The following is a 19,491-nucleotide window of genomic DNA, read 5'->3' on the forward strand; positions in this document are numbered from 1 at the left end:
AGGCCGGCGGGACAGCGCCCCCCTCTGCCCTGCCGGGCATCTCCCCCCACTTGGCACGCTATGCATACATTTTCTGTGACTGGCGTGACTGATCAGGCCGAGGCTTGATTGCCAGGTGGTTCCCCCAATCCGTCGCTGCTTCGCAGCGCCACCTTTCCCCCTCCGGAGGGAAAGGAAGGGAGCGTTGCTGGCCGAGCGTTGACGGCAAAAAGCTTGGCGCCTTCCTCTACCCCGTCGATCGGGGGAGAGGTGGCTCGGCGAAGCCGAGACGGAGTGGGGGTCGACCAGCGCTACATAAAACAATGCATGCGCCAAGCTGCCATGCACGCTATCGCCAAAAGCCAGCCGCTTGGAAATGTGTGCATGCCGTAGCCCACTTGGGGTGAGATTGGCAGCCTCAGCGCCTCACCTCTCCTCAGCCCGTGCCGCTTTCTCCAGCGCGGCGAGGTCGGCGTCTTCCAGCGTCAGAAATCCCATGATGTGCTGCACCACTTCGGCGCGGGCATTGCTCAGCGCGCTGTGCAACTCGAAGCCTTCGGGCGTTTTCGTGCGCGCCAGCCAATCGCCATAGGAGGGGCGGCGGTAGTAGCCGGTGGTGGCGGTGAGGTCGGCCAGCACAAGCTCGCCGTCCTCGCCGGAGAAGACGCGGCGATAGGCTTTCGTCAGCGCCTCGCGCGCGGCCAAAGGGCCGCCGGCGTCCGATGGCCGGGCAAAGCGTTTGCGGCTCATGCGGCGCCACCCGAGGGGCCAGGGCCCTGTGCGCCGGGCATCGCGCCTTGTGCGGCGGCTGCAGTAGCAGCGCCGCCGCCACCGGCCCCACCCTGGGCGCCCTGCATCATCGCCTGCAGGCTGTCGAGCAGACCGCTGTCGCGCGCCTGCACCGCGGCGGGCACCGCGTCCTTCGCCACCTTGCCGGCGGCGGCGATCGCCGCCATGCCGGCCTGCGCTTGTTGCGCGTGCGCCCTGGCTCCGCGCAGACCTTCCACCTCGTCCTTGCGGCGGAAGATGCGCTGCGGGCTGCGGCCGGCGCTCTGCACGACCCGGATCGCCTCGTCGCCGTCGATATTGTCCATGATGCCGGGATCGAACTGCGCCATCTGCATGGCGGTGGTCACCACCTGGATGGTGTCACGCGCCTCGGCCGAGCGGCGCAGCACGTCGAGCGGGCCGGTGAAGGTCGGCCGCACCGCCTTGCCGGCGAGACTCTGAGGCGGCGCGAAGCGGCTGTCCTCGTCGTAAAGGCCCTTGTCTTCGAGGATGGACAGCTCGCGGTCGAGATTGGCGGCAAAGCCCGCCTGGATGATCGAGCCCGACGGCCCGAGCAGCGCGCCCTTTTCTTCCTGGCGGATCAGGGCCTCCGTGGCGGTCATCTGCGGGTTCTGAACCAGCGTCTGGAACAGGTTGACGAACATCATGTCGCGGATCTCCTCCGCGCGGCTCGCCGCATAGTCGAAGGCATAGCTCGGGTTCTGCCCGGTGGCGATCGGCTGGATCAGCGGCCGGCCATTGTCGTCGATCAGGCCCGGATAGTTCTCGCCGGGATTGAGCACCGGCACATAGTCGAGCCTGGCTTTAGAGGCCGTCGGCGGATCGGTGATCTGCTGCAGGGCGCGCAGCCCGGAGCGGCGCACGGCGTTCTCCTCGCGCACCGTGGTCAGCGCCTCGATGGTCGGCGAGATGCCATAGGCATCGCCTTCATAACGGCGCCAGTTGAAGGTCGAGACCGGGAAGGTGCGAAAACCGCTTTCGCGCACGATCTCCTCCTCGTCCTCGATGACGTGGTAGGAGGCGAAGGCCGCGTCGAGATACTGGTAAGAGCCGCCCGAGCGATACATGCGCCGCTCGTCCCGCGGCTCGATGCACTGGATCAGAGAAACCTTCTCCTCGCATTTGGCGGGATCGTCGACCAGAGCCTTGATGCGCGCCGGCAGTTTTTCGTAACCCAGAAGCTGCGCCGCCTGGCGCGCCGTGCGCTCGTAGCGGCGATGGAAGATATCTACCTGGCCCCAGCGGTCGCGCGACAGATAGCCTTCGACGACGGGGATCGAGGCGTAACGGATCAGCGTGCCGCCAAAGCCTTCCTCGGCATAGAGATAGGCCGGGCCGTAGCGCACGACATTGCGCAGGCAGGCTTGCGTCGCCGGCACGAAGTTGGAGTTGGCGGAATAGCGCAGCGCGAACAGGAAATCGCGGAGCGCTTCCGCCCATTGCTTTTCCTCGTCGGTCTCCTCGTCGTTCATCTCGGCCGTGGTCAGCCCGTGCCATTTCTCGGACTGCGGGATGATCAGGCTTTCCAGGCCAGCGGCGAGCCGGTTGGCGGCGGAGTTGATGGTGTTGGCGTAGACACGGCTGCCGCGCCGCTCCTGCCGCCCGGCCTGGCTGTCCGTGCGGCTCGTGCGGCGGCCCGACCAGATGTCGGGCGCATCCGGATCGCAGAACTCCGCCACCGCCTCCCAGACGGGCTCGTAGGCGGCGCGCTCGGTCTCAAGTTCGGCCTGTCGCGACAGGATATCGCGGGCTCGGGAATCGGTCATGATCTGCCTCGTTGAAGCTTGGAAATCCCCCCCCCTTGAGGGGGAGATGGCCGGTCTACCCTCCGCAGCTGCTGCGGAGGACGGGCAGGCCAAAGGGGGTCGGGACGACCTGACGCGGCGCTTTCCGGCGCGGCAACGCATATGAAAGAAGAAGCGGCGCTTGAGGACAAAAAGGACGTCGCGCTCCACGCGCGGCGACCCCCTCTGTCGCCTTCGGCGACATCTCCCCCTCAAGGGGGGAGATTATCCACGCTTTTTCACCAGCCGCGCGTGTTTTCGCCAATACCACCAGTCGAGCACCCGCCGGCGAAAACTGCGTTTCATCGCGGTCATAGTCAGACTCCGAGCAGCACGCGGCGGCGGCCGGCGAGGTCGCCGGGGGCGAGGTCGGTCTTCACCGTGCTCAGCGTGCCCTGGCGCTGTTCGAGCTCAGCCCGCAAGGCGGCTTCCCGCGCCTGCACGTCCTTGTCTTCAGCGGCCGGCGGCGTGGGCAGCGGTTTCAGTTCCGGCGGTTTTTGAAAAAGGCACATGGTTCCAGCTTTCTCTTGTCCAGTCATAGAGGAAGAAATCTTCGCCGTTCCTGCCGTAGCCCGGCAGGCGGCAGCGTTGGGTGGCGCCCAGCCTCTCCAGCCAGCGCAGCGCGAGCTCATTAGCGGCAAGCGCCCTCGCCTCGACCCGCCAGGCGCCGCGCGCCGCAACCTGTGGCCCGAGCACGGCGTGAAAGAAGCGCGTGATCCCGGGCACGCAGCGCCTCATCCGGCGCGTGCCCCAGCTCCAGGCGATCCACAGTCCGCTCCGCTGCTCGGCGGCGCCGAAGCCTGCCTCCGGATTGCCGTCGAGCTCGGCGACATAGGCAAAGCCCTGCAGTGCCGTCAGCGCCAGCAGCGCCGGCGACCAATGGTCGAGCTGGCAGTCGATCTCGGCGCGGTCTTCGGGGCGCAGATTGGCGGCGATGTAGGAGAGGTCGCGCAAGGTGGCGGGGATGATGTGGATGGGCATTGGAGACCTTCGTCATCCTAGAGCGAAGCAAGGAGCGAAGCGACGCGGCGCAGACCCCCAGGATCCATTCCGTGACCTTGATCGACGAGAGGCCGCGAGGCAGACATTCAGAAGCTACGGCACGGACCCTCGGAGTCAGGCCCGGGTCAGGCTCGAGGATGACGAAGCGATAGGCAGCAGCTAGAGGCCCTTATATCGGCGTTTTGCATGCTCGATCATGGACGAGATTTTTGCTGAACGGCCATGACGTTCTGCCTTGACGATCATCTCGGCCTCAATCTCCTCGATTGATGAGCCAGCCGATATTTCTGCCGGAACGTTGTGGAATATATCCGCCAAAATTCGCGCAATTTCCAAATCTTCCGTTGCCCGTATCTCTACCAAGGCGAGGCCAATGAGATAGAATACGTACGAGTAGTAACTCGTTTCATTCCGGGCAGCTGCTGTCATTTATTTTGCAAATCTCTCTGCAAATCGGTGAGCTTGGCCAAGATGCCTTCCTGCGCCCGCACCATCGCCTGTTGAACGCGGATCAGCTTGAAGGTGAGCCAGATCGATACCGACAGCTGGGCTATCAGATAAATCAGGAATGGCACCCACGATATGATGTAGCCGAGAAGTGTATTTTCCGATTCCATGTTTACCCTCAATCTTCCCACCGGAATGCTTCTCTATTGCCGCCTGCTGTGTCCAAACGCAACGTGCTGACGTGGAAAGATAGAGCCGGCTTTGAAGATTCGAATTACGGCGGCAGTGCACTATTTCCGTTCGTCGATCTGAAACAATAGCGGATTTCAACAAGCGGAAATCGCATCAGAGAACGAGTGCACTGTCACCGCAATTCCCAGTCCGCTCCGCTGCTCGGCGGCGCCGAAGCCTGCCTCCGGATTGCCGTCGAGTTCGGCGACATAGGCAAAGCCCTGCAGCGCGCTCAGCGCCAGCAGCGCCGGCGACCAATGGTCGAGCTGGCAGTCGATCTCGGCGCGGTCTTCAGGGCGCAGGTTGGCGGCGATGTAGGAGAGGTCGCGCAAGGTGGCGGGGATGATACGGATGGACATGGGCAGAGCAGTCAGAATGCGTTTCCGGCGACCTCGGAGGCCTTGACCGGCATGACCGCCGGTGACCTACTTCGATGATCGAACGTGCACATTATCGGCTATCCGACTGGAGGAGACGGGGAATGGACATTCGATCGACGCTGATGGAGCTATGCGACGCCTTCAACGCCCACGATCTCGATCGGATCATGGCATGCTTTGCCGATGACTGCGTCCTGGAGATGCCGAGGGGGAGCCAGCCCTGGGGTTCCCGCTTCGAAGGCAAGGCAAACGTCCGAGCTGCGCTCGCCATACGCTTCGAGGGCCTGCCCGATGTCCACTATGGCAACTGCGAGCATTTCGTCGATGCAGCCGCCGATACCGGCATCTCGAAATGGCTCCTCACCGGGACCTCTCGCGACGGGACGAGAAAGGAAGTCCGGGGTTGTGACTTCTACACGTTTCGCGACGGCAAGGTGATCCGTAAGGATTCTTACTGGAAAATCGTGGAGTAAGAGCTGGTCGATGGCGCCGCACGCCCGCGACCGGCGGTTAGGATGACAGCCGATCTCGACCGGTCCCCGGGGTGTAGATTGGCGGCGATGGAGAGATTGTGCAGGTGGCGCGGATAACGTGGGTAGGCATGGGGAGCTGAGCTTCGCTCGGCTTGATGTTATGCATTTCCCAAGTGGACTTCACATTAGCGACGGGTTCAATGGAATTGATATCGAAGTCAAGGAGCGCCCGTCTCCTCGTGGCAGACTGACGACTTCACTTCGGATGGAAAACGTTACTCTTTTTGAGATGGGTGGGCAGCCCGGTATCCGAGGCGGTGTAGACTAGATCCCAATCAGTGTAGAGCTTGTTCGAAGCGTAGTAGCCCGTCCAGGTCGTGATCGAAGCGCAGTCTTTATTGGCATTTTTCCAGCGCACCGAGAAGCTGATCAGATTGCCATCTACCCATCCGTTTACAGCCATCGGCTCGTTTTGACAGTCGAAGCCGGAGACCTTATTCACATACGTCCCTGACAAAGCACCATCGGCTCCGACGGCAGAGATCGTGAATTCTGAGCCGCCTTCATTTACCCACGAGGTCCCCGGTTGAAGCGACTGAGCCGATACAGCCGTCGCCAAACCGAACAAAAATATGAACGTCAACGCGACAAGTCTCATGCCAGCCCCCTGAAATCGACAGTTTTGCTACTCTGACACTTGGCGGCTTCGGGTTCAACTACTTTCAATGCGGAGCTAAATATGCGTCACAGCGATGCCAGCGTAACCCCAGGTTCACGTTAAACGGAGCTAGACTTTCAATTGTGATCGGGGCCTGCGGACGACAGAATTCCATTGACATTTGCGGAGCATGCGCGCGCTAATTTGTTCCTGCAATGCCTGATGGGTGGAGACCAGTGCAATGAAAGGCTCTTCGACAATACGCCGCCTGCTTGCACGGACAGTTGTTGTATGCAGCGCCTTTTTCGCAACATTTCTCGTCGCTTATGATGCAAATGGAACTGAGTTCATCAGTAATGGCGGCTTCGAGGATCCCGGCTGCGCTAAGGAGAAAGCTGATGGCTGCGTTCCTTGGGTTTTCACAGGGAACGGAGCAGTCAACGACAAACCGCACTCAGGATTGCTTGCCGCGACTGTTGGTGGGCAAGGACCGGGTGCCGGGACTGTAAGCCAAACGGTGAAATTGGTAGAGGGCTTTTATAGCTTTTCCTTTTGGTATTTTCCCCGGAAAATCGCAAATGGAATGACTCCGGCCATTGCGAAAATCGCAGGCAAAATAGTTTTTGCAAAAATGCTGCCGTCGCAGGAGGACTATACGATCTGGACTAAGTGCGAGATCGTTGTGCATATTGCTAAAACGGAAGAGGGGGAGAAAACAATCGAGTTTTCTGCTGGCGTTGCTCCAAATTATGCCGGACCCTTGTTCGATATCGATGATGTCAGCTTAGAAAAGTGACGAGCGCGGCTTCGGCCGTAGCGGTGGCGCTGGGATGAAGGGGGATCTAAGTCGCTTCAGGCTATTCTTCAATCTTTGGCTGCTGGCCCAGCGGAATCTTCTCCAGGTAGGAGCGGTGCGGTTCGTCAACGGGGCAGATGTGCCTTACAGGCCCCTTTGATCGCCGCCAAATTGCATCCACGATCTCCGTCCGTCGCGCGCTCTTCGGCGGATTTTTCGGAAGGTCGGTCTTCTCCCGAAACACAATGTGCGAATGAGCGTTCTCGCCCATTTCAGGTGCGTGCTCGGCATAGGCGTCGTAGACATCATTGGCTGCGTCAACCGCAGCCGAGACCGGAAACTCGTAGTAGCCGAGATAGTGAACCGTGTCCTGCAGCGGGACAATCGCCTGACCCTTTTCCAAGGCTTCCTCGGCTCGGCGCTCATTGCTGTTCGCCGCTGTTCTGCACCCGTAGGCGTGTACGTCAGCCTCAGCCGGGAGGTTAGCGCGCCAACCAACCGAGAGGAGCCACGTTCTGGGAACGGTCTTTGCCTTGGGTTCTCTGAAATAGAGCAGTCTGTCGAATGCGAAGGATTCCCGATTTCCGTCCGGATCGGAAAATTGAGGAAATATGGCACATCTCGCTACGACTTCATTGCTGCCTAACAAACTCGGTTCCGCCGCCATACTCCCCCGCCATTTTCAGAAGCCCAACGATCGACGGCTCATGCAGAGACGAATGTTCCAGAATCTCGCTCTTGGTTGAACTGGTCCGGAGCAACGAGGCGACCCCTTCCGAAACTGTAATATACTGCCGATCAGAGCCGCGCGCCCAACTGAATGTCACCGATTCTGAGTCGTGCGAAAAGACCTTGGGCACCGCAATCCCCATTATGTACAGGAGAGACAGCGCAAAATGAGCGCCTTCAGCAGTTGCCTCGTCGATGTGATAATCTTCGTCGACCGGGATCGCCGCCATAGTTTCGATCACGTTGTGCACGTTGACATAGGCAGCGCGGCGAAAGAGATCGGTCAGATATCCGTTCGTCGAAGTTGCACCCGAATAAAGCACTATCCTCGGAGCGTCATAGAACGAGGGAGTCGCGGCGGCCGGCGTCGCTGCTACAAGGCTGGCAACCGCGCCCAACAGAAACACGGAACTCGCACTAGCAATATGATGGCTGCTTTGGATATCGAGAGGATAGCTTTCCATGTGAAAGAAGGGTGTCACGCCACTCATTTGACGTCTCCAACGCTCTCAAAGGCTACGCACCGCTGCACAACACTACCCAACTTTTCCAGCACCGAAATCTGCCCACCTGCATCGAATGATTTGCCATTGGGCACGGTATTTATGTCCATAACATAGGACACCATGTGAGCTGTGCCAACAACAGCACCTGCAGGAATCCCTTGAGACCCGGCAGCGAAAGAAACTTGCTGAACTTGGGCAATTTCAGCCGCCCACCTGAGAACGCGATTAATGTCGTATTGCCCCAGTCTGACAATCTTATTGAATTGGAAGACAAGGTCGGAGGCTCCACCAAGGTCGTAATCGACCCCGAGGATTTTCCGAAATTCAGGCCCGAAGGCGGATGCGTCGGGCAAGCGCTTGGCAAGCCTCACAATAAATGACTGTCGAACTGTACTAGAGCCGGTGAACTGGCAAAAAGATTTGGCTTTTGCCAGGCTTTCTGGAATTATTCCGAAGTCGCTGAAATACGGGAACTGCAGGGGATCATTCGATAGTGGCTCAATGAACAAATCCACTCGCCCAGGAACGACCTGAATCCTAAACTGTGTCCCGGTCGTACTTTGGGTAGCAGAAGCGACAAGGATCGGCACTGGTGTCGCCGGCGGACGCTGTCGTTGCACCTGGTCGGGATCGAGTCCTGTCACGCTACGAAACGTGGTTTCGATGTCCTTCGTGGCTTTGTCTTCAGGCGTGAACCACGCAAATTGCAGCGCATGGATTTCGTTAAAGGCCGACAAAGAATCCCCCACCCTTGCCATTTCCCTAGGCGATCTTGTCCTATTACATCAACTCCGCCTTAGCAAATGGTGAGTTCTTGTGCGAGAAATCGACGTTTTAGCCCACCTCCTCCGTTAGGTAATTCCCGCGATGGTTAATCCGACCAGGACGAGCGCGGACCAACCGACGATTTCAAGCAGTTGGCGGCTGACTGTCTTCCTCGGCTTGGCGCTGATCTCGCAGCGCCTCCTTGCGGCCCGCAAGGCCGGGGCGAAGCTCGGGCGGCGCCTGCTTCAGGAAATTGTCGAACAGCGTATCGAACCGGCCTTTCAGGACAACACGCCCGGTATGGGGATCGACCTCGCCATACATGGCGTGGTGCAGGCCGGCGCCGTCGGCGGGCGCATTGGCCACGGTGTCGGCCTCGGCGCTGGCGATCTCGGCGCCCAGCCGGCGCGCCGCGATCTCGGTGTCGAACGCCTGCTGCTGCGCCATGCGCTGCTCGTAGCGCTCGGCAACAGCCTGCCAGTGGTCGCCAAGTTGCTGGACGGCCCCGCCGACCGGCGAGGCGTCGGGATATTGCGCCGCATTGCCGGGATCGAGCCGGCGCTGGCCAACGGACAGAGGAATGATGTGTACCATTGGCTGCTCCGGCCGAACTGGCGCTGAACAAAACGAGAGGCCGCGCGCGGCGATCACGGCGCAGCCGATCGCGCGCACGCTGCGGCGTTCGCGGGCCTTGTCGGATTGAGGATTTTTGGAAGATCGGCGAGTTTGCCGATGCTGCGGATTACAGGCGCCGGCAGCGCCGATGGCCCCACCTTCGTCATCCTGGGGCGGAGCAAGGAGCGAAGCGACGCGCGCAGACCCTAGGATCCATGCCGTGACGCTAAAGCGTTGCAACGGTTCAGAATTCTGCTCTGCCACACTCCGTGGGACGTCACGGCATGGATCCTCGGGTCAAGCCCGAGGATGACGAAGCGAGGGCACCACGGCTAATCTCCGGGCCGAATCCCTACCGAAACGCTCTCAGCGGATCGCTCTGTCCCACCGGCCGTTTCGCCGCCTTGAACTCTGCCGGATCGACCACCGCTTCCCGCAGCATCATCACGCCGTAGCGCGTCGCGGCCATCAGATCGTCGCGCAGTTTAACAACCTGACCGTTCTTTCTATGAAAAAGCCTGAACTCCTCGAACCAGGCATGGAGGGTGGAAAACACCTTGAAGCGGCCGGTCTGCATGCGGTCGAGCATGTCCATCAGCCCGGCCTCGACCGAGACAGAGCCGTCCGCAAAGCGGGCGTGGCCCGAAAGCATGTTCAACCCGTGCGCGGCATATTGCTTGGCCAGCGCGACGCCGGCGGCTTCGAGCGTTTCGCGGCGGCCGTCGCGCGGCCAGGCGAAGGGCAGCCATTCGCCCCAGGATTTCAGCGCCAGCGCCTGCATGGCCGGCGTCTGCTGGGCGGCGCGGTGCGCCTTGGCGACGTAGACGACATCGGCCTCGGTGTCCCAGGCGAGCTCGACCGCGGCCGACGGGTGGTCCCAGCCGAAATCGAGCGCGCCGAGCCTAGGCCACCAGCGCGGCAACCGGAACGGCTCGCAGGCAATCATTTCTTCCGGCACCGGAAAGATGCGGCCGGAGCCCAGCACCGGAATGCCTTTCGCGCGCGCCTCGCGCTCATGCTCGGGATAGGCTGCGATGATCGCGGCGCGCTGCTGAGGCGAATAGTGCCCGGCATCGTCGATGGTCATGAAGGTGACGTGTCGGGACATGGGAGCTGCCTTCTCCTTCTCCCCTTGTGGGAGAAGGTGGATCGGCGCGTAGCGCCGAGACGGATGAGGGGTGCGTGAAGGAACGCTGCGCCGGCGATTTGCGGACCGTGAGCGTCAAGCTGGAACACCCCTCATCCGACCGAGCTTCGCTCGGCCACCTTCTCCCACAAGGGGAGAAGGAAAGCCGGCGCTCACTCTTTACCAATCCTCTCCACCTCACCCGCCGACAAGAACCTCAACACCACATCCGACATTCCGAGCAGCGGCGTGAAGGTGACGATGGTGATGCCATCAGTCGCGTTGGTGCGGGTCAGGCCTTCGGAATAGATATCGAGCGGCGGCTCCTCGTCGAACCAGACGCCGTGCAGCGTCTCGCCCTGCCATTTCTCGCGACCCTTCTCGTAGGACTTGAACGACAAGACACTCTCGGGCGCCTGCACGTCGCCGCCACCGCCATGGCGCACGACGACGCTGTCGATGGCACCGGGAACACTGCGGCCCATCACCATGCCGGCAATGGCATCGGCCGGGATCATTCCGGTGCCCCAGGCGGCCTGCTGCTGCGGCGGGCCGACCAGCACGCGCTGCGGGTTGTCGCGCGTGCCTTCGCCGGTGACGCCCGCCGCCCACAGCCGCACCGGCCGGTCGAACACCTTGCCGACCCACCAGTCCGGATAGCGGCCGGTGAGGTGCATGGCCCATTCGGCACCCCCTGCCCTGGTCTTGCCGAGCTGGTTGCCGGCCATGAACAGGCGCTCGCGATTGGCCGCGCCCGCGGCGTGGAATTCGGCCTGCCTGGCATAGGGCCGGTAGGCGGCCAACAGATTATGGCGGCTTCTGCGCTCCACCTCCCCGAGCAGCGCCAGATAGGCCCGCATCTCCTTCGAGGCCCGCATCTCCTTCGAGAAACGGCCTGACGATCGCTTCGAGGCCGCGGATGCGGCTGCGGATCTCCTCATCGCTCAACTGCTCGAGATTGTTGCTGTTGGCATCGAGACCTTGCGAAAAATGCTTGGCCGAAAAATCCTTGGGCAGCAGCGACAGCACGACCTTCAGATACTGGTCGGGCTTTTCTGCCCGCACCGCGGCGATGACGCCGGCGCCGTGGGCGCGGAAATCGGCGCGCAGTGCCGCGGCGAAATCATCGCCGAGCGTTTTTTTCGATCGCTTTGGCCGGGCACGGGCGGCGGCGGTGACGGACGATGCAGGCTTGCGCTTTGCGCTCGCGGACCTGGCGCCGGCCGTGCGGCGCGCCGGGCCGTCAGCCACGAGCCACCGCATCGGATGCCGGCTTTGCAGCCGCCCGTGCCTTGCCGGCTTTACGGCGCGCCGGCTTCTTGCGCGGCTTTGCGCGGCGCGGCTTCGGCGAGGCCGGTTCGCCGGACGACGCGGCTTGTTGGAGCGGGCCGGGCTCTGATCCCGCCTTCAGCTTTGCGGTGACGATGCCGATCGCCCGGGCGTCGATACCCTGATGCGGAAAACCGAAGCCTGCGACGCCCTCGACCGAACCGCTGCGGACCATGCCGATGCGCACGCCGGGCGCAATCTCCTCGACGCAGCCGGCGCGACGCGGCAGGCCTTCGAACTCGCCGATGGCACTGACGACCTCGTGACCGTCATCGGCGGTGATGATTGTGGCATAGCGCGGCATGGGACTCTCGGGCTCAACTGATTAACTAGAAGGGTCGCATTCCTTCGCGCCCCCTCTGGCCTGCCCGTCCTCCGCAGCAGCTGCGCTGCAGCTGCGGAGGGTGGACCGGCCATCTCCCCCACAGGTGGGGAGATCAGATGTCACGACCGCTTTCGCCAATCGCCAGCGTCAAAGGAAAACGCCGCCAGCCACGCTGCTAATCCCCCTCGTGGGGGAGATGTCCGGCAGGACGGAGGGTGCGCTGTCCCGCCAGCTTTGCAGCTTTGGATGGCTCCGCGTCGGAAACAAAAACCCGCCGGGTGGCGGGCCGTTGGCGCAAATCAGCACCATGAGCAAAATCATAGCAGAGCTGCCCTCACCCGGCAATAGCTTTCAAGGAAATTTTTCCTATCGGTGCCTGCCACCCCACTTCGGCGACTGCCCACTACTTACCCGAATGCGTTGATTTTCCAGCGGAAATCAGGCTGAATTTTTGGCGGAACCAACCTTGGTCCGACGGGTTCTAACCATAGTCGCATCGCGACAACCATCTCCGACGAAGGAGAATCGTCTCGCAACGAAGGAGAAGATCAATGCTCACAAAAATCCTAACGGCTTCGGTCCTCGCGCTTGGTCTCGCCACGGCGGCGATGGCCCAGAACGCCCCGGCCGCCGGCGCGTCCGGCACACCGGGCAGTGGCCAGACAGTGACCGTGGAGCCGAAGACGCCTGCCACTCCGTCGCCTGACCAGGCCTCACCCGACATGGGCACGACCGGCAGCGTGACCACCGGCGACATGAATTCCAACGCCGACCGGAATTGCCCGACGAACCCGCAGGGCGCGCAGGGCGACGCCAACAGCACGGCGCAGGGCACGACCGCGCCGACGGTGAATGACAGCAATTGCGGCAAGTAGCTCGACCAGGTTACGTTCATTGCCGAACAAAGGCCGCGGAGCATGCTTCGCGGCCTTTGCTTTTGAACCGGCTCAGGGAACCATGGACGGCCGTGCCCGTTGCTCCTGAAAAAGGAGAGACCCGATGGCAGATAACGAGAGCACCCCGGGCAACCAAACCAATACCGCCCAAGCGAGAAACGGCAGCTCGAAGAGCCAGACCAACGCATCGCGCAGCAGCGCGGCCCGCAGCGCCTCACGTGGCAGCGCGCGTGCTTCCGGCGCCTCGGAAGCGGCGATGAAGAAGCAGATCACGGAACTGAAGCGCGAGGTGAGCCGGCTGAACCGTGCGCTTTCCAACCAGGCCGAGGAGGCCGCCGGGACGGCCCATGGCTGGTACGAAAGCGCCGCCGACCGGGCGCATGGCTTATACGACGACGCCTCCCAGCGCGCCTCGCGCGCCGCAAGGCAGCTGCGCAGCCAGGCGCACAGCGTGTCGGAAACGGTGCAGCAGAACCCGGGCACCTTTTCCACCGCCATGGTGATCGGCGGACTGTTCGGCTTGCTGGTCGGGCTGACCATGGCCAGAAGTTCGGAGCCGGACCGCGACTGGTTCCGCCAGATGCGAGACAGCATGCCGTCTCGTCGCCTATGGAGCCACTAGGCGCGATAGGCGGGGCAAGTTCTGCTCGCCGCCTCGCAAACATCACAAGGCCGGGCTTTCGCGCCCGGCCTTGTCGCGTGGATCTGGTCTCCTTGCCTGACGCAACTGCGGACGGAAGGCTACGGCGAAGTCGCCGAGCCTGACGTCTGCGCGCTTTTCTTGGAATTGCTCGGGACTGGTCATTAGCCCGCCCTTATGGAATCATTCCGCAAGGGAATCGCGGAGAGCGGGCATGGACAGACCTGCCATGGCATCCGTCTTTCGGATGCGGCATGTGCCAGCAAGCATTTCGGGCGTTCGCAGCCTGGGCAGAGGCCAGGCGGATCCGATCTTCCACTCGAGGCCGCTCGGCGAGGCGATCCGCTTCGTCGTCCAGGCCGACGGCCAGTACGACCTCAGTGCCGTCACGGTCTCCTATGGCGACCGCTCGACACCGCCGCTCGGCGGCTATGAGATCAAGCGGCTCTGGGCCGAATACGGCCAGCGCTGGATGGAGGCCTAAAGCATGTCTCCCGAAAGTGTGTGCAGCGGTTTCGGGACAAAGACATGCTTCAAATCAAAAACCTGAAGCATCTCGCGTGAATCTTTTTCACGCGAGATGCTTCAGGGCTGGCTTCGCATTCGACCGGGTCACCTGTCCTGGATCGTAACTGCCGCTTGCGCGTTTCAACCCGGTCAATGGGAGCAAAGCCATGAATGTCGCCAATCTGCAGCTCGAGGGTCTCCTGATGGCCGTCGCATCGATCAACCAGGTGCTGGTGCGCAAGGGCGTGCTGAGCGTCGAGGAGATCGACATCGCGCTGCGCAAGGCCGAAGCCAGCGAAACCAGCGAGGAACGCTCTGAAGGCATGTCGGCCTCGAGCCGCGACGCCGTCAACTTCCCGATCCGGCTGCTCGAACTCGCCAACCAGTGCCAGCCGGAGGCCGACATGCCGTCCTTCTCGAAACTGGCGCGCATGGTCGGGCAGATGAAGGAACCCTACAACGACCAGATGTGAGGAAAGCGCCTTCGCTGGTGATGTCGGCGCTGCCCCTCATCCGCCCTTCGGGCACCTTCTCCCCGTGAACGGCAGGGCTGTCCGGGGAAAGTTATTCATAATCGAAGCCCAACTGGTTTGGGGATGTTCGATCCCTTCGGCGGCTCGAATTGATCGGAGGCGGCTTGTTGATGGCCTCGATTCTTCGGCGCTCGAGCAGGCATTGGCTAACCAGATCGGTGAAGCGCAGGATGGGCATGGCGATGCGGTAGGTCCGGGCGGCGATGCGCAGCAGCGCATAGGCGATCATGGCGGCGAAGAGCTGCAGGCGGATGGCGTTGTCGTTGTTGCCGAGGAACCTGCGTATCTTGAGATGCTGTTTGATCCAACGGAACAAGAGTTCGATCTGCCAGCGGCCCTTATAGAGCGCGGCAATCTCAACGGCCGGGCGCTTGAGATCGTTGGTCAGCAGCGTGATGGTGTCGCCGTCCTGGCGCTTGACGATCAGGCGGCGCAATTTGATCGGCAGCTTGCAGTGGGTTTTGCCGGCAAGGCTCACCTCAGCGTCGTCGAGAACGGTGAAGCCGTCGCCCCGCGCGACCTTGACGGGACGTTCGGAGAGCACCTCGAGCCCCATGTTGGATTTGGGTCGGGTGACGAAGAAAGCTTGGGCTGCGGCGATCTGCGTCCACCAGCCGTAATGGCAATAACCCTTGTCGAACACATAGGTCGCGCCCTTCTCGATGGCGATCGTGCGGCCGACCTGGGCATCGTTGACGTTGGCATCGGTGATGTCGAGGATGCGCGGGCAATCGGCGTTGGGATCATAGACGACGTGCATCTTCATGCCGCGGATGCGACCGTTCGACTTGGCCCAGCCGCACAACTTGCCGAGCGGGATCGGTGTGGAATCGATCAGCCGCAGCATAGCGGTGCCCTCACGGCGTGTCTGCCGGTCGAGTTGGTTGGCGAGCAGGCCGAAGATCTCGGCAAAGACGGCGACGGGGCGCCTGCGGCCGGCATCCGACAAGGTCGAGCGCCGCAACACGTCACTGCCCAGATGGTAATGATGCTGGCCGTTGGCGTTCCAGCCGGCTTCCAGGCTGCGAAGGCTCGCACTACCGCTGAGCTGGGCATAGATCAGCACCATGAGATGGTCCCAACTTCTGAACGACTTGTCGTAGGCGTCCCCGCCATGGCTATCCACAATCGTCTGGAAGCGGCGGCGATTGATCGGTTCAACCAGCTTGCCAAGAATGCTAGGCGTAAAGCGCATGCCCCGTCCCCTTTCTGAGTCTCGACAACCAGAAGGTAGACGGAAAATCCCCGTCTTACGGGGCATGCGCCTGCGGCATTTCGATTCACCAAACACTTTCCCCGGACAGCCCTGCGTGAACGGGGAGAAGTACAACTATCACGCCCTGCCCGGCCAGCCCTGCTTGAAGGCGAGCACGCTGCCCGGTCCATGGACCGCTGCGAAGAGCAGGCCGGCGGCGAATGGGAAATGGGACATGAACGCGCCGAACTCGGCCTGGTTCGAGCCCCAGTGCGAAGGGCCGTGGAAGGCAAAGGCAAGGAAGACGACGTAGACCGCGCCGATCAGCGCCGCCGGGGTCAGGAAGGCGCCGGTCAAAAAGGCGATCACCAACAGCGTTTCGAGGATCGCCGCGCACCAGGCCAGAAACAGCGCAAACGGGAAGCCGGCGGCGGCGATATAGCCGGCGGTGGCGTTCATGTCCATGAACTTGAAGGCCACCGCCATCGCGAACATGGCGGCGAAGATCAGTCGGGCGATGAGAATGGCGGCGGTCTGCCAGGTCGATTGTTCCACGATATCCCTCCGGGTTTGCTGCGGTCGATGTGCTCCAAGGACGGACGAAGGGCGATGGTTCCGACAGGGGGAAAATTTTGTTTTGGATGGAGGCGCAGCGCCTCTCCTTCTCCCTTGTGGGAGAAGGTGGATCGGCGCGCAGCGCCGAGACGGATGAGGGGTATTCCAGCGGAGTGAGACGTCTGCGTTCCCTGGAGCACCCCTCATCCGGCCGCTTCGCGGCCACCTTCTCCCACAAGGGGAGAAGGGGAAAGTTGCGGCGGATGGCTGATCGAGTCCCGCACGGTGCCATATTCGGCGCCCCAGCGGTCGGTCATGTCGCAGCGAATGTCCCATAGCTCGGGGAAGAAGCGGTGGCGGGCGCCGCCTTCCAGGATCTCCACCGGCCGGCCCTTCAGCGATTTCGCGCCGAGCCCGATCGAGCGGTGGATGAGATAGAGGTGGTTGGCGCGGAATTTCTGGAACAGCTCGTCGAACTCGATCAGCGCCTCGGCCACGACGTAAGCATCGCCATGGTCGTAATGGGCGTCATAGACATCCTCGACGGACAGCCCGCGGCCGTCGAGATAGGAATTCTTGAAGGCCCGCCAGAGGTCGGGCGGCAGGCGCAGGATGAGCTTGAAGCCCGGCGATTCCTGGCCGCTGCCATTGCCGAGCTGCAGGCGGATCTGCTGGTACTCCTTGGGCGACATCGTCTCCAGGAGCTCGAGCTGCACCGTCATCATGCGCATCAGCCGATGCACCCGGCCCATCAGCGTGACGATACGGTGCGTGTCCTGTTTCTCCAGATAATCGATGACGTCGACCAGCGTGTAGGCGATGAGCTTCATCCAAAGCTCCTCCACCTGATGCACGATCTGGAACTGCAATTCGTCGGCGTTGACCATGTCGCCGAGCGGCTTCTGGCAGGACAGCAGCTGGTCGCATTTGAGGTAAACGCCATAGTCGCGCATTTCGGGTGTCTCGATGCGGGCGTGATAGTCAGATTTGTCCATGGCTTTACTCCTCGCGCTCGGCCTGGTTTCGCTCGACTTTTGGCTTAAACATTGTTCCTTTCTGTTGAAGTCGGCAATTGGCGAAAGCCGGCGCGACATCCGATTTCCCCTCGTGGGGCAGATGGCCGGTCCACCCTCCGCGGCTGCAGCGCAGCTGCTGCGGAGGACGGGCAGGACAGAGGAGGCACGAAGGATCGCGATATCTATGCGCTGTTCACCTCTGCTGGCGGACTAGGGGCTGGGATTCGACAATGCCAGGCTGCCGGCTCCGTCACGCGCCACCTCCGCCTCCTTCTCGGCGTCGGCCTTTCGCTTGGGGCAGTCCTCGAACTCGTGATCGCGGCCGCCACAATAGGAGCAGCATTTGGCAGGGGTGCCGGGATTGAGCAGCGAGGCCATCCCCAAGAATGCACGAAAACCTTTCCGGTTGCAGCAATTCGTGAAGCTGCACCGTTTCAGGCCAATGGCCGACAATCAATGGGAGCTCGCCGCTCGCGCGGCGGGCTCCCCGCTCAATCACCGCTCACGCATGCGCTTGCGGGTGACGGACGTCCCAGACGGCCCAGGCCGATGCCGCGACCACAAGCACGCCGAGCACGACGTGCGTGACCATTACGTTCCTGTCGGCCGCGAAGTGCAGCAGCCAGGGCGAGACGATCAGCCAGAGCCCGAGGACCAGATTTACCCATTCCTCCCATTCAGCGAACACCGAAAGCGTTGCCAGGGCAAGCGCACCGAGCAGGACGCCAACAATCCAGGCGTTCCACGCGGGCACCATTGCCGCGGTGAATCCGATGACCCAGGGTGAGATGAACAGGCAGATTGCGAGGACCAGAGTAACCCAGTCCTTGCTCTTCCTTTCTTCCATCATGTTTGCCATGACAACCTCCATCGATGAAGCTTGACCAAAAGCAACTACATGGCGTGCGACGCGCACGCTCTGTTAAATGATGTAATACAATTTTACGAAGCTGCAAGGGAGTGGCCCGCGGCGGCTTGCGCCGGTGCCTGACGGCAAATACCCGCCACCCGCCTCTCAAACGCTGAAGTCGCCTTCAGTCCCCAACTGCGGCACGATGATTGCCTCCAGTGGCGTGGTCAGCGACCATTTCACCAGGCCGGGCGAGCGCTCGAGGCTCGAGCTGCCGCTGAGCGATTGCGGCGCCACCCGCTGCAGCACGACGGTGCCAAAACCCTTGCGCGCCGGCCCCGCCGCGCCGGCGGCGGTCGATGTTTCGTGCCAGACGAGGTGAAACTTTCGTTCAGCCGACGGGCCGGTTTCAACGGCCCAGGTGATCTCGATATGGCCGCCCTCGCTTGCCAGCGCGCCGTATTTCGACGAGTTGGTGCCGAGCTCGTGGAAAGCCATGCCAAGGTTCTGCACGGCATTGGACTGCAGCGTCAGCAGCGGGCCGGAGAGTGATATCCGCTCTTCATGGCCAAACGGCTTGAGATGCTCCTGAATAAGGTCGAACAGGCTGGCGCCCGCCCATTCCGACGTGACGAGAAGATCGTGCGAGCGCGACAGCGCCATGATGCGCTGGCGGATCAGCTCCTCGAACTCGCCGGGATGGGTCGAACGCTTGCTGGTCTCCCTGATCATCGAAAGGATCACCGCGAACTGGTTCTTCACGCGATGATTGACCTCGCGCATCAGCAGCCGGATGCGGCGCTCGCTTTCCTTGGCGGCGGTGATGTCGCGAGCGATCGTGGAGGCGCCGATGATCTCGTCATTGCGGTTCTTGATCGGCGATATCGTCAGCGACACGGCGACCAGCGGGCCGTCCTTGCGCCTGCGTACGGTTTCGAAGCTCGCTAGCCGCTCTCCCCTGCGTATGCGGGCGATGATGTCTGTTTCCTCGCTCCAGAGGTGCTCGGGGATAAGCATCAGGATCGATTTGCCGATGATCTCCTCGGCGCTGTAGCCGAACATGCGCTCGGCGGCGAGGTTCCAGTTGGTGACGATGCTGTTGAGGTCCTTGCCTATGATGGCGTCGAAGGACGAATCAACGATAGCCGCCAGCCGCGCATCGGCATTGATATCTTGTGGTTTTCTGCCCCCGGAGCCTGCCATCGGCGCTAGTTAGGGCAAGCGGGGATCAAGGCAACTGCCCGGAACAATTCGAGGAAGAAAAAACAAGTGCTTAGAGGTCCCGACGATTCCCAGAGCTCGGCGCTTTAGCTCTTGGGCTGTGCATCGCCGCAGCTCGCCGCGGGATTTCCGGCGGTGCCACTG

The 19,491-nt window shown here is 62.0% G+C and carries 27 protein-coding genes; 6 read left to right on the forward strand and 21 right to left on the reverse strand.

Annotated elements, in window-relative coordinates:
• Positions 1-405: 405 nt before the first annotated feature.
• The 7 genes from FJ974_RS20970 to FJ974_RS21000 form a co-directional block, all read right to left on the reverse strand.
• Complete coding sequence (locus FJ974_RS20970) at positions 406-729, reverse strand: hypothetical protein (protein ID WP_140539275.1); 324 nt, start codon at positions 727-729, stop codon at positions 406-408.
• Positions 726-2,534 (reverse strand): portal protein, encoded by a 1,809-nt coding sequence (locus FJ974_RS20975; protein WP_226891322.1) that lies wholly within the window; start codon positions 2,532-2,534, stop codon positions 726-728. The genes FJ974_RS20970 and FJ974_RS20975 overlap by 4 nt, the downstream gene beginning before the upstream one ends.
• 335 nt (positions 2,535-2,869) lie before the next feature.
• Positions 2,870-3,064, reverse strand: a complete 195-nt coding sequence (locus FJ974_RS20980; protein WP_140539276.1) for a hypothetical protein — start codon at positions 3,062-3,064, stop codon at positions 2,870-2,872.
• Positions 3,006-3,533, reverse strand: a complete 528-nt coding sequence (locus tag FJ974_RS20985; RefSeq protein ID WP_140539277.1) for a hypothetical protein — start codon at positions 3,531-3,533, stop codon at positions 3,006-3,008. The genes FJ974_RS20980 and FJ974_RS20985 overlap by 59 nt, the downstream gene beginning before the upstream one ends.
• Positions 3,534-3,713: 180 nt before the next feature.
• The gene (locus FJ974_RS20990; protein WP_140539278.1) at positions 3,714-3,983 is read right to left on the reverse strand and encodes a hypothetical protein; all 270 of its coding nucleotides are present in this window, start codon (positions 3,981-3,983) and stop codon (positions 3,714-3,716) included.
• On the reverse strand, positions 3,980-4,171 hold the full coding sequence (locus FJ974_RS20995) for a hypothetical protein (protein ID WP_140539279.1): 192 nt from the start codon (positions 4,169-4,171) through the stop codon (positions 3,980-3,982). The genes FJ974_RS20990 and FJ974_RS20995 overlap by 4 nt, the downstream gene beginning before the upstream one ends.
• A 156-nt stretch (positions 4,172-4,327) precedes the next feature.
• Positions 4,328-4,591, reverse strand: coding sequence for a hypothetical protein (locus tag FJ974_RS21000; RefSeq protein ID WP_226891323.1), 264 nt, complete (start codon positions 4,589-4,591; stop codon positions 4,328-4,330).
• Positions 4,592-4,713: 122 nt separating this feature from the next.
• On the opposite strand from FJ974_RS21000, the gene FJ974_RS21005 reads away from it, so the two are divergent.
• A complete protein-coding gene (locus tag FJ974_RS21005; RefSeq protein ID WP_140539280.1) occupies positions 4,714-5,085 on the forward strand; it encodes a nuclear transport factor 2 family protein in 372 nt (123 codons plus the stop codon).
• Positions 5,086-5,341: 256 nt separating this feature from the next.
• On the opposite strand, the gene FJ974_RS21010 is transcribed toward FJ974_RS21005, so the two are convergent.
• Complete coding sequence (locus FJ974_RS21010) at positions 5,342-5,743, reverse strand: avidin/streptavidin family protein (protein WP_140539281.1); 402 nt, start codon at positions 5,741-5,743, stop codon at positions 5,342-5,344.
• A 241-nt stretch (positions 5,744-5,984) separates the two neighbouring features.
• Here FJ974_RS21010 and FJ974_RS21015 point away from each other — a divergent pair, with 241 nt between their 5' ends.
• Positions 5,985-6,539, forward strand: coding sequence for a hypothetical protein (locus FJ974_RS21015; RefSeq protein ID WP_140539282.1), 555 nt, complete (start codon positions 5,985-5,987; stop codon positions 6,537-6,539).
• Between the two features lie 61 nt (positions 6,540-6,600).
• Here FJ974_RS21015 and FJ974_RS21020 read toward each other — a convergent pair whose 3' ends face one another.
• The 8 genes from FJ974_RS21020 to FJ974_RS21055 all read right to left on the reverse strand — a co-directional run bounded on the left by FJ974_RS21020 (position 6,601) and on the right by FJ974_RS21055 (position 11,913).
• Positions 6,601-6,942, reverse strand: a complete 342-nt coding sequence (locus FJ974_RS21020) for a hypothetical protein (RefSeq protein WP_140539283.1) — start codon at positions 6,940-6,942, stop codon at positions 6,601-6,603.
• Between the two features lie 229 nt (positions 6,943-7,171).
• Positions 7,172-7,759 (reverse strand): hypothetical protein, encoded by a 588-nt coding sequence (locus FJ974_RS21025; protein WP_140539284.1) that lies wholly within the window; start codon positions 7,757-7,759, stop codon positions 7,172-7,174.
• Positions 7,756-8,523, reverse strand: a complete 768-nt coding sequence (locus tag FJ974_RS21030; protein ID WP_140539285.1) for a hypothetical protein — start codon at positions 8,521-8,523, stop codon at positions 7,756-7,758. Before FJ974_RS21030 ends, FJ974_RS21025 begins: the two co-directional genes overlap by 4 nt.
• A gap of 160 nt (positions 8,524-8,683) precedes the next feature.
• On the reverse strand, positions 8,684-9,133 hold the full coding sequence (locus FJ974_RS21035) for a hypothetical protein (RefSeq protein WP_140539286.1): 450 nt from the start codon (positions 9,131-9,133) through the stop codon (positions 8,684-8,686).
• 373 nt (positions 9,134-9,506) lie between these two features.
• Positions 9,507-10,262: a terminase large subunit domain-containing protein gene (locus FJ974_RS21040; RefSeq protein WP_140539287.1), complete on the reverse strand. Its 756-nt coding sequence runs from the start codon at positions 10,260-10,262 to the stop codon at positions 9,507-9,509.
• Positions 10,263-10,453: 191 nt separating this feature from the next.
• Positions 10,454-11,158: a terminase large subunit domain-containing protein gene (locus FJ974_RS21045; protein WP_226891324.1), complete on the reverse strand. Its 705-nt coding sequence runs from the start codon at positions 11,156-11,158 to the stop codon at positions 10,454-10,456.
• On the reverse strand, positions 11,088-11,531 hold the full coding sequence (locus tag FJ974_RS21050) for a hypothetical protein (protein ID WP_226891325.1): 444 nt from the start codon (positions 11,529-11,531) through the stop codon (positions 11,088-11,090). The genes FJ974_RS21045 and FJ974_RS21050 overlap by 71 nt, the downstream gene beginning before the upstream one ends.
• Positions 11,524-11,913, reverse strand: a complete 390-nt coding sequence (locus FJ974_RS21055) for a hypothetical protein (protein ID WP_140539290.1) — start codon at positions 11,911-11,913, stop codon at positions 11,524-11,526. Before FJ974_RS21055 ends, FJ974_RS21050 begins: the two co-directional genes overlap by 8 nt.
• A 572-nt stretch (positions 11,914-12,485) precedes the next feature.
• Here FJ974_RS21055 and FJ974_RS21060 point away from each other — a divergent pair.
• From FJ974_RS21060 to FJ974_RS21075, 4 genes are all read left to right on the forward strand, one after another.
• A complete protein-coding gene (locus tag FJ974_RS21060; protein ID WP_140539291.1) occupies positions 12,486-12,809 on the forward strand; it encodes a hypothetical protein in 324 nt (107 codons plus the stop codon).
• 124 nt (positions 12,810-12,933) lie between these two features.
• The gene (locus FJ974_RS21065; RefSeq protein ID WP_140539292.1) at positions 12,934-13,452 is read left to right on the forward strand and encodes a hypothetical protein; all 519 of its coding nucleotides are present in this window, start codon (positions 12,934-12,936) and stop codon (positions 13,450-13,452) included.
• 232 nt (positions 13,453-13,684) lie between these two features.
• Positions 13,685-13,954, forward strand: a complete 270-nt coding sequence (locus FJ974_RS21070; protein ID WP_140539293.1) for a hypothetical protein — start codon at positions 13,685-13,687, stop codon at positions 13,952-13,954.
• Between the two features lie 190 nt (positions 13,955-14,144).
• Entirely contained in the window at positions 14,145-14,450 is a 306-nt protein-coding gene (locus FJ974_RS21075) for a hypothetical protein (RefSeq protein WP_127293368.1), read from the forward strand.
• Between the two features lie 91 nt (positions 14,451-14,541).
• On the opposite strand, the gene FJ974_RS21080 is transcribed toward FJ974_RS21075, so the two are convergent.
• From FJ974_RS21080 to FJ974_RS21100, 5 genes are all read right to left on the reverse strand, one after another.
• The gene (locus tag FJ974_RS21080) at positions 14,542-15,705 is read right to left on the reverse strand and encodes an IS4 family transposase (RefSeq protein WP_140539332.1); all 1,164 of its coding nucleotides are present in this window, start codon (positions 15,703-15,705) and stop codon (positions 14,542-14,544) included.
• Positions 15,706-15,843: 138 nt separating this feature from the next.
• On the reverse strand, positions 15,844-16,200 hold the full coding sequence (locus FJ974_RS21085) for a DoxX family protein (protein ID WP_413468362.1): 357 nt from the start codon (positions 16,198-16,200) through the stop codon (positions 15,844-15,846).
• Positions 16,201-16,463: 263 nt separating this feature from the next.
• Complete coding sequence (locus FJ974_RS21090) at positions 16,464-17,255, reverse strand: tryptophan 2,3-dioxygenase family protein (RefSeq protein ID WP_140538945.1); 792 nt, start codon at positions 17,253-17,255, stop codon at positions 16,464-16,466.
• A gap of 523 nt (positions 17,256-17,778) precedes the next feature.
• Complete coding sequence (locus FJ974_RS21095) at positions 17,779-18,135, reverse strand: SPW repeat protein (RefSeq protein ID WP_140538946.1); 357 nt, start codon at positions 18,133-18,135, stop codon at positions 17,779-17,781.
• A gap of 156 nt (positions 18,136-18,291) precedes the next feature.
• On the reverse strand, positions 18,292-19,329 hold the full coding sequence (locus tag FJ974_RS21100; RefSeq protein WP_140538947.1) for a sensor histidine kinase: 1,038 nt from the start codon (positions 19,327-19,329) through the stop codon (positions 18,292-18,294).
• Between the last annotated feature and the right edge of the window lie 162 nt (positions 19,330-19,491).

This window comes from Mesorhizobium sp. B1-1-8, from assembly GCF_006442795.2.
Lineage (GTDB): Bacteria > Pseudomonadota > Alphaproteobacteria > Rhizobiales > Rhizobiaceae > Mesorhizobium.